The 7074-nt window shown below is 67.7% G+C and carries 8 protein-coding genes; 2 read left to right on the top strand and 6 right to left on the bottom strand.

Annotation, left to right across the window (positions count from 1 at the left end; translation table 11 throughout):
- Positions 1-1041 precede the first annotated feature (1041 nt).
- Together AD72_RS35000 and AD72_RS34995 are read right to left on the bottom strand one after the other, a co-directional pair.
- Positions 1042-1932, bottom strand: coding sequence for a helix-turn-helix transcriptional regulator (locus AD72_RS35000; protein ID WP_031470951.1), 891 nt, complete (start codon positions 1930-1932; stop codon positions 1042-1044).
- A 41-nt stretch (positions 1933-1973) separates the two neighbouring features.
- Complete coding sequence (locus AD72_RS34995; RefSeq protein ID WP_031470950.1) at positions 1974-2777, bottom strand: SDR family oxidoreductase; 804 nt, start codon at positions 2775-2777, stop codon at positions 1974-1976.
- Between the two features lie 260 nt (positions 2778-3037).
- Between AD72_RS34995 and AD72_RS34990 the strand changes: the two genes are divergently transcribed.
- A complete protein-coding gene (locus AD72_RS34990; protein WP_031470949.1) occupies positions 3038-3979 on the top strand; it encodes an alpha/beta hydrolase in 942 nt (313 codons plus the stop codon).
- A gap of 31 nt (positions 3980-4010) precedes the next feature.
- Positions 4011-4463, top strand: coding sequence for a GbsR/MarR family transcriptional regulator (locus AD72_RS34985; protein ID WP_031470948.1), 453 nt, complete (start codon positions 4011-4013; stop codon positions 4461-4463).
- 92 nt (positions 4464-4555) lie between these two features.
- Here AD72_RS34985 and AD72_RS34980 read toward each other — a convergent pair whose 3' ends face one another.
- From AD72_RS34980 to AD72_RS34965, 4 genes are all read right to left on the bottom strand, one after another.
- Positions 4556-5020: a PPOX class F420-dependent oxidoreductase gene (locus AD72_RS34980; RefSeq protein WP_031470947.1), complete on the bottom strand. Its 465-nt coding sequence runs from the start codon at positions 5018-5020 to the stop codon at positions 4556-4558.
- Between the two features lie 80 nt (positions 5021-5100).
- Positions 5101-5727: a M23 family metallopeptidase gene (locus AD72_RS34975; protein ID WP_031470946.1), complete on the bottom strand. Its 627-nt coding sequence runs from the start codon at positions 5725-5727 to the stop codon at positions 5101-5103.
- Between the two features lie 111 nt (positions 5728-5838).
- A complete protein-coding gene (locus tag AD72_RS34970; protein ID WP_031470945.1) occupies positions 5839-6495 on the bottom strand; it encodes a response regulator transcription factor in 657 nt (218 codons plus the stop codon).
- Positions 6483-7074, bottom strand: a 592-nt coding sequence (locus AD72_RS34965; protein WP_031470944.1) for a sensor histidine kinase, incomplete at its 5' end; no start/stop codon positions are given. The genes AD72_RS34970 and AD72_RS34965, both read right to left, overlap by 13 nt.

Genomic DNA, 7074 nt, shown 5'->3' with positions numbered 1-7074 from the left:
CCCCGGGGCACACCAAGAATACGTCCTCCCCCGACAAACCGAACCCATTGATAGGCAAGGAGAACCCGCCACCGAAAAGGACGACTAGCCTTGGACATGCACCCGTTCACTTTGGTTTATTGACGATTTGCTGATTGTGCAGCACTGGCCTCCGCCCTTACCTCAGCGACAAGCCTTCTCGAACGCCTGGCACCGACCCCTAATCGTTTCCGTAGATTCTCTGCCGAGATCGGTCGGGGATACTCGCGCCGGTGTTCGGCATCTTCGCGACGTGCATACGCTAATAGCTCGTCTTCGTCGCGGCACATCCCGTTTGCCGTGTTCCGTTCCGACCATACAGTCGATGACCCCAGAGTGAACCGAGCCCCTTGCGCGCTCACGTACGTGGCGACCACCTGGTCTCGATCAGCAAGCGGATCCCGCAGTGCGCGCAGAAGACCCGGGCCAACCTCGGACCAGCCGATCAACAACAAGGGACCGACCGCATCGAACGCCACCTTACCCCACGCTCCGTGAGCTACCGGATCAGCCACGTTCAACCCCAGAGTCACCACACTGGCGGCCAAGAGCAGTCGGCGGACAGGTTTCAAACCGTCCTCGCCCACCCCGCAGACCGCCAGGTGCCGGGGCCCCACGAGCAGACCAAGCACCGTCAAATCCACCGCAGGAGCGACCAGCGGAGCAACGTACATCGGTACCCCGATCCCCAAGGCCAAATGCAGCACATTCCCGAAGCCGAACAGGAACGTGAACCCGATGACCAGCCCATCATCAGCGACACGAACCGGGCAACCGCCGAAGACGACATCACGACCGCCTCCCACCCAGCTCGGGAAGCGGGAAGCTCGCCTCGATCACGAGCTTGCCCATCAATTCCTGCTGGTCATCCCCGTCCCCATCCTTTGCGCGCCTCGCCGGGGCGCCCACGGGCAGGTCAGAGCCGATTCGCCGATGCTCTACGCGGACCGCTTCCGGCCGAAGGGACTTTTTGAGGACTCTGGCCGGGTCCCTTGGACCACGGCCCCAGGGGAACTTGCCGGATCAGCTGAGTGTCTGACTCTCGGTCGCCAGCTTCTCCTGGCTGGCCGCCCACGACGCCAACAGGGCCAGGCCGTCCGCGGTCGCCGTGTCGGCGGGCGCGGTGTAGATGTTCAGGAGCAGGCCGGGGTCGGCAGGCAGATCCATCGACTCGACGTCCAGATCGAGTCGGCCCACTACCGGATGGTGCACGCGCTTGCGTCCGGACCGGTGCAGCCGAACGTCCTGGGATGCCCACCGCTGCCGGAACAGTTCACTGCACGTCGACAGTTCGCCGACCAAGGCGATCAGTTCCTCGTCGTGCGGATTGCGACCGGCTTCCATGCGGAGCTTCGCGGCCACATCACCGGCGATGCGGTCGTAGTCGACGAAAAACGGTTCAGCCGCTTCGGGATCCAGATACACGAACCGCGCGGTGTTCACCGGCCGTCGCGCTCCGGCCAGCATCGGTGCGTACAGCGCGCGGGCCAGTTGATTCATGGCCAGCACGTCATAACGGCCGTTGCAGATCCAGGCCGGCGCATCGGTGATGGCCTCGAGCACCTGCAGAAGCGCCCGGCGCACCGGCACGACGGGTCGCCGTCGACGCGCACCGCCGGGCGCCCTGGACTGCCGTGCGAGGTGGAACAGGTGATCGCGCTCGGCTTCGTCGAGTTGCAAGGCAACGGCCAACGCGTCGAGTACCCCGTCGGAGGCACCGGTGAGGCTGCCGCGCTCCATACGCACGTAGTAGTCGACCGATACGCCCGCCAGGAGAGCCACCTCTTCGCGGCGCAGACCCTTGACCCGGCGATTGCCGCCATAGGCAGGCAAACCGGCCTGCTCCGGCGTGATCCGCGCGCGACGCGAGCTCAGGAATTCCTTGATCTCGGTACGCAAATCGATCGTGGCCACCCCTTCACCATAGGCCCTGGCAGAAAAGGCCGCGTCCGCGTTCAGGTGCCTGATGCGGTCGTGGCGATGCCGCCGTCGCTCGGGATGACGGTGCCCGTGAGGTAAGACCCGGCCCGGCTGGCGAGGAACACGGCGACACCTGCCATGTCGTCATCGCGGCCGAGCCGGCGCAGCGGGGCCTTCGCCGCGATCGTGTCCCCCATGGCATCGAGGGTGGCGGCCATCATCTGCGATGGGAACGGTCCCGGGGCCACGGCGTTCACCGTGATCTGCTGTGGGCCCAGTTCCCTGGCAAGCACTCTGGTGAGTTGGTGGAGTGCCGCCTTGCTGCCGGCGTACGAATAATTGGGCGACTCGGCGACGTGGATGGCGGCGATACTGCCGATGTTGATGATCCGGGCGGGGTCATCGGCGGTGCCCGCCCGGCGAAGCGCGGGGAGCAGTGCCTGCACCAGCCAGAACGGCGACTTCACATTGAGGTCGAGCACCGTGTCCCAGGCCTCGTCCGGGAACGTCTCCAGCGGCTCGCGCCACATCGCTCCCGCATTGTTGACCAGGATGTCCAGGCCTTCGGAGCCGGCCTCGACCAGATCAGCAAGACGCCGGCACTCGTCGTGTCTGGACAGATCGGCGGGGATTGCTTGCACATCACCGAATTCGGACAGCAGATGCTGCGCCTGCGCGCACGTGCCCGCCTTGCGTGAGCTGATGATGACGCGGGCCCCCGCCTGCAGGAGGCCGCGCGCGATCATCATCCCGATGCCCTTGGTTCCGCCAGTGACAAGTGCGCGTTTCCCACTGAGATCGAAGAGTTCCGCGTGCGTGGTGAATCGGTTGTCCGCCATCGGTTTTCGTCCCCTCTGCCATGCACCACGCACGTGTCCATGGAATGTCGTGGCGCTTCCGTTTCCCCAGCCTGACAAGCGTCCTGGGCTTCGGGGAGATCCTGGTGATACAGGTACTGGGAGAACCCCCATCCCCGCGGCGCGCGGAACTCACCGAGCGCACGTCCTCGATGAGCGAAACGAACCAGGGGTTGACTTGCTAGCCATTTCAGTCGAGACTGAAATGGCTAGCAAGAGATAACCTAGGAGAGGTGATGGGGATGGCCCCGCGATCCGAACAGGTGATGTTCAACAGCCTTGGTACCCGGTGCGCCGGTGACCTGTACCTGCCGGAGGTGGACACCCCCGTTCCCGGCTTGGTGCTTGGCCACAGCGGCGTGATGGTCAAGGAGGCCTTGGCGGTGTTCGCGCCGTATTTCGTGCGCGCCGGTTTCGCGGTGCTCGCCATCGACTACCGCACGGTCGGCTCCAGCGAGGGTGAACCTCGGTGCCTGGACTACCCGGAACGGCAGGTAGAGGATTTCCGCAGTGCGATCTCCTATCTGCAGACCAGGCCGGAGGTGGACGCGGCGCGTATCGGCTTGTGGGGCGTGAGCATGGGCGGCTCGGTCGCGACGCAGGCCGCGGTGCTCGATCGTCGCGCGCGCTGTGTCGTGGTACAGAGCCCCAGTGTGTGGAACGGATGGCGGTATCTGGAGCGCTCGCTCGGCCGCAGCGGTGCGCACGCGCTGCGCGACCGGCTGGACGAGGACTGGCAGGCGCGCTATGCGGGCGAGGACAGTGCCCGGGTCCCGCACCTGAGCCTGACGGGCGAGACCGTGCGTGAGACACCGGATCTGGCCGGAGAGCTGTTCCCCACCTACCGCAACGAGAAAACACTCGACTCCACCGAGCACCTGCTCACCTTCAGCCCGGAGGACCTGATCCACCGGCTGGCGCCGACCCCGCTGCTGATGGTCGCCAATGGTGGCTGGGACCCGTACCACATGCTCGAGGAGGCACAGGGCGCCTTCGCCAGGGCAGGCGAACCGAAGAAACTCGAAGTCCTGCCCTACGACGTGCTCGGCCTCTACACCGGCCCCGGGCTCGACGAGGCGATGGCGCTGGCCGTGGACTGGTTCGACCGCTATCTCCGGAAGACCCGCCTCGTCACCACCACTCCCACGCCCACTCGCGAGTCGGTGGTCGCCATGACACAGTGACGGGTCGAAGAGCAGCCGAGGAGGACGCACCATGTCCGGTGAGGACGACCAGGAAGTACTGCGGTGGGTGGAGCAGGTCGCCACGTTCTGCGTGGAGGAGTGGGGACTGCCGCCGATCACCGGACGCGTCCTCGGGTTGCTGATGATCTGCGACCCACCGGAGCGCTCGGCGGGCGAGATCGCCGAGACGATCCAGGCCAGCCGGGCCTCGCTGACCTCGAACATGCGGTTCCTCACCGCTATCGGGCTGGTCCGCAAGGTCCGGGTCCCCGGCGACCGCACCGCCTACTACCGCATCGAGGACGATGCCTGGCACAAGGTGATCCAGCGCAAGCTCGACAGCCTCGCCGCGTTCGGTGACATCGCCGAGCAGGGCATCGCCCTCGCCGGTGGCAACGGACCTCGTACCGAGCGCATCCTCGCTGCCCGGCAGTCGCTGACCTGGCTCCGGGACATCGCCGCGCGCAATCCTCCGGAAACCTGAGGGCCGGAACCGTTCTGTCTCATCGGCGGTACAGCCCGACGAACTCACCGAATACCCGGCCCGAACCCGAAACGTGGATCGCCGGACGATCCTCAGCCCTCCGCGAGGTTCGGCGGGAAACCTCCGGTGGCGATCGGGCCCCAGCGGTCGATGCCGACCCGGATCAGGGATTTGTTCTGCCGGGCCATCGCCGCGCGGTACTCCGCCCAGTCGGGGTGTTCACCGGAGATGCAGCGGAAGTACTCGACCAGCCCGTCCAGTGCCTCGGGCATGTCGAGCACTTCCGCGTTCCCGTCCACCTGGACGTACGGGCCGTCCCATTCCTCGGAGAGCACGCACAGCGAGACCCGCGGGTTCCGCCGGATGTTGTGCGCCTTCGCCCGCTGCGGGTAGGTCGAGATCACGATCCGGCCCTGCGGGTCGACCCCGCAGGTGACCGGGGACAGCTGCGGGGTGCCGTCCCCGCGGGTCGCGACGAGCACGGCGCGGTGCCGCGGGGTGATGAACTCCAGCAATTCCTGCCGTTCGACGGTCTCGCTGGTGGCGATCCGGGGCATGGGTCCTCGATTCGTACGGTTCCTGGAGACCCGCCCGAACCTACCGGGGAGCCCCCGAGGGCCGTGGCCGCGGTTCCGGATTACCGTCCCGGTTCGCGCCCGGTGACGACCGCGCCATTGCGCGGCAGCGAACCGTCGAACGTCAACGGCAGTGCGGTGGCGTGCTCGGCTTCGCGGCCCTCGATCGCCTGGACGTGCACGTGCGGTTCGGTGCTGTTGCCGGAGTTCCCGCAGCGGCCGAGCGGATCCCCGGCACGCACCCGTTGCCCGGCACGTACCTGGACACTGCCGTGCCGGAGGTGGCAGAGGGCGAGCACGGCGCCCGCGTACTCGAGCAGCACGTGGTTTCCGGCGAGCGCCACCCAGCCCGCGCTGACCCGCCCGCGCTGAGTCAGGGCGTAGCCGAGCGAGGGCAGGCCGCGGTAGGCCCGGTGATCGGGCTCGGTGTCGTGCACGGCGAGGACGACTCCCGCGGCCGGGGCCAGGATCGGGCGTCCGAAGCCGGGGAATCGTTGCGGCGGTTCCGGCCGCAGGAGGGAGCCGAACCCGATCGGGGCTGTGCCACCGGAGTCACCGATCGGCACGAAATCGATCGCGTAGGACGAGGCGAACAGCGTCGTGCCGTGGCTGGGCACCCGGTCGGCGGGGCTGTTCTGGACGAGCCAGCGGCCGGCGAACGGATACTCCAGATCGATCGCAGCGACCACGCGACTCCTCTCCACGCTCCGGCGCCGCCCGGAGCGCACCCATTCTGCCATCGCCCGAATTCCGGAGTATCGAACAGAATCGAGCTCCGCCGGTGACCGGGACCGCGGTCCTCAGGCGAGATCGCTGTCGTGCACCAGAAGCGCGAGCTGGGTGCGGTTGTCGACCTTGAGTTTCGTCAGGATCTGGGTGATGTGCGCCTTGACCGTGGCCACGCTCATGTAGAGGGTGGCGGCGATCTCGGCGTTGCTGCCACCCTCGGCGATGGCGAAGGCGACTTCCCGTTCCCGGGCGGAGAGCGCGCGCAGCGCTTCCCGTGCCCGCTCCTGGGTTCCGGACTTGGCGACGACGCGGTCCATCAACTGGCGGGTGATCTTCGGGGACAGCGCGGCCTCGCCGGTGGCGACCTGGGTGATCGCCTCGACGATCTGGGTGGGTGAGGAGTCCTTGACCAGGAATCCGCCCGCCCCGGCACGCAGTGCGGCGAGCACGTTGTCGTCGGTGTCGAAGGTAGTCAGGACGAGGATCTCGGGTGGTTCGTCCCGGGATCGCAGCCGCTCGGTGGCCTCGACGCCGTTCATCCGCGGCATCCGCAGGTCCATGAGCACGACATCGGGGGCGTGCTCGCCGACGGCGGTGATGGCCTCGTCTCCGTCGGCGGCCTCCCCCACCACGGTGATGCCGCCCGCACCGTCGAGCATCATCACCAGGCCCGCGCGCACGAGCGCGTCGTCGTCGACGATGAGCACCTTGATGGTCACGCGCTCCATGGTAGCCAGGACCGCAGGCGGAATTCCTCGTCGCCCGTGTAGTGGTCGAGGGTGCCACCGGCCAGCCGCGCCCGCTCGGTCAGCCCGATCAGCCCGGTGCCGCTGCCCGGCACGAGCGGCGCCGCCGAGGCCGGAAGCGGGTTGCTGACCTCGATGCTCAGGCCGACCTGCGGTCCTCCGCCGAGCGTGACGTGCACCGGCTGGTCGGCGGCGTGTTTGCGGGCGTTGGTCAGTGCCTCGCGCACGATCCGGTACGTGGTCCGGCCCGCGGTCGCGGGAGCGGCCTCGGGCTCGGTGACCGAGTCCCGCAGGTGCACGACCATCCCGGCCTGGCGCGATTCCTCGATCAGTGCGGGCACGTCGGCCAGCCCGGGCTGCGGGCCGCTGATACTCCCCGAGTTCTCGTCCTCGCGCAGCACGGCGATGACGTCCCGGAGTTCACCGAGGGCGTCGTGCACGCCGGTGCGGATGACCGCGGCGGCCTTGGAGAGCCGTTCGGGCGCGGAGTCCGGGCGGTATTCGAGCGCACCCGCGTAGGTCGCCACGAGGGAGAGCCGGTGGGCGAGCACATCGTGCATC

The sequence above is a fragment of the Sciscionella sediminilitoris genome, from assembly GCF_000737195.2.
GTDB classification, from domain to species: Bacteria; Actinomycetota; Actinomycetes; order Mycobacteriales; family Pseudonocardiaceae; genus Sciscionella; species Sciscionella sediminilitoris.
The sequence above is the reverse complement of the archived record's forward strand: the minus strand, read 5'-3'. Positions and strand labels throughout refer to the sequence as shown.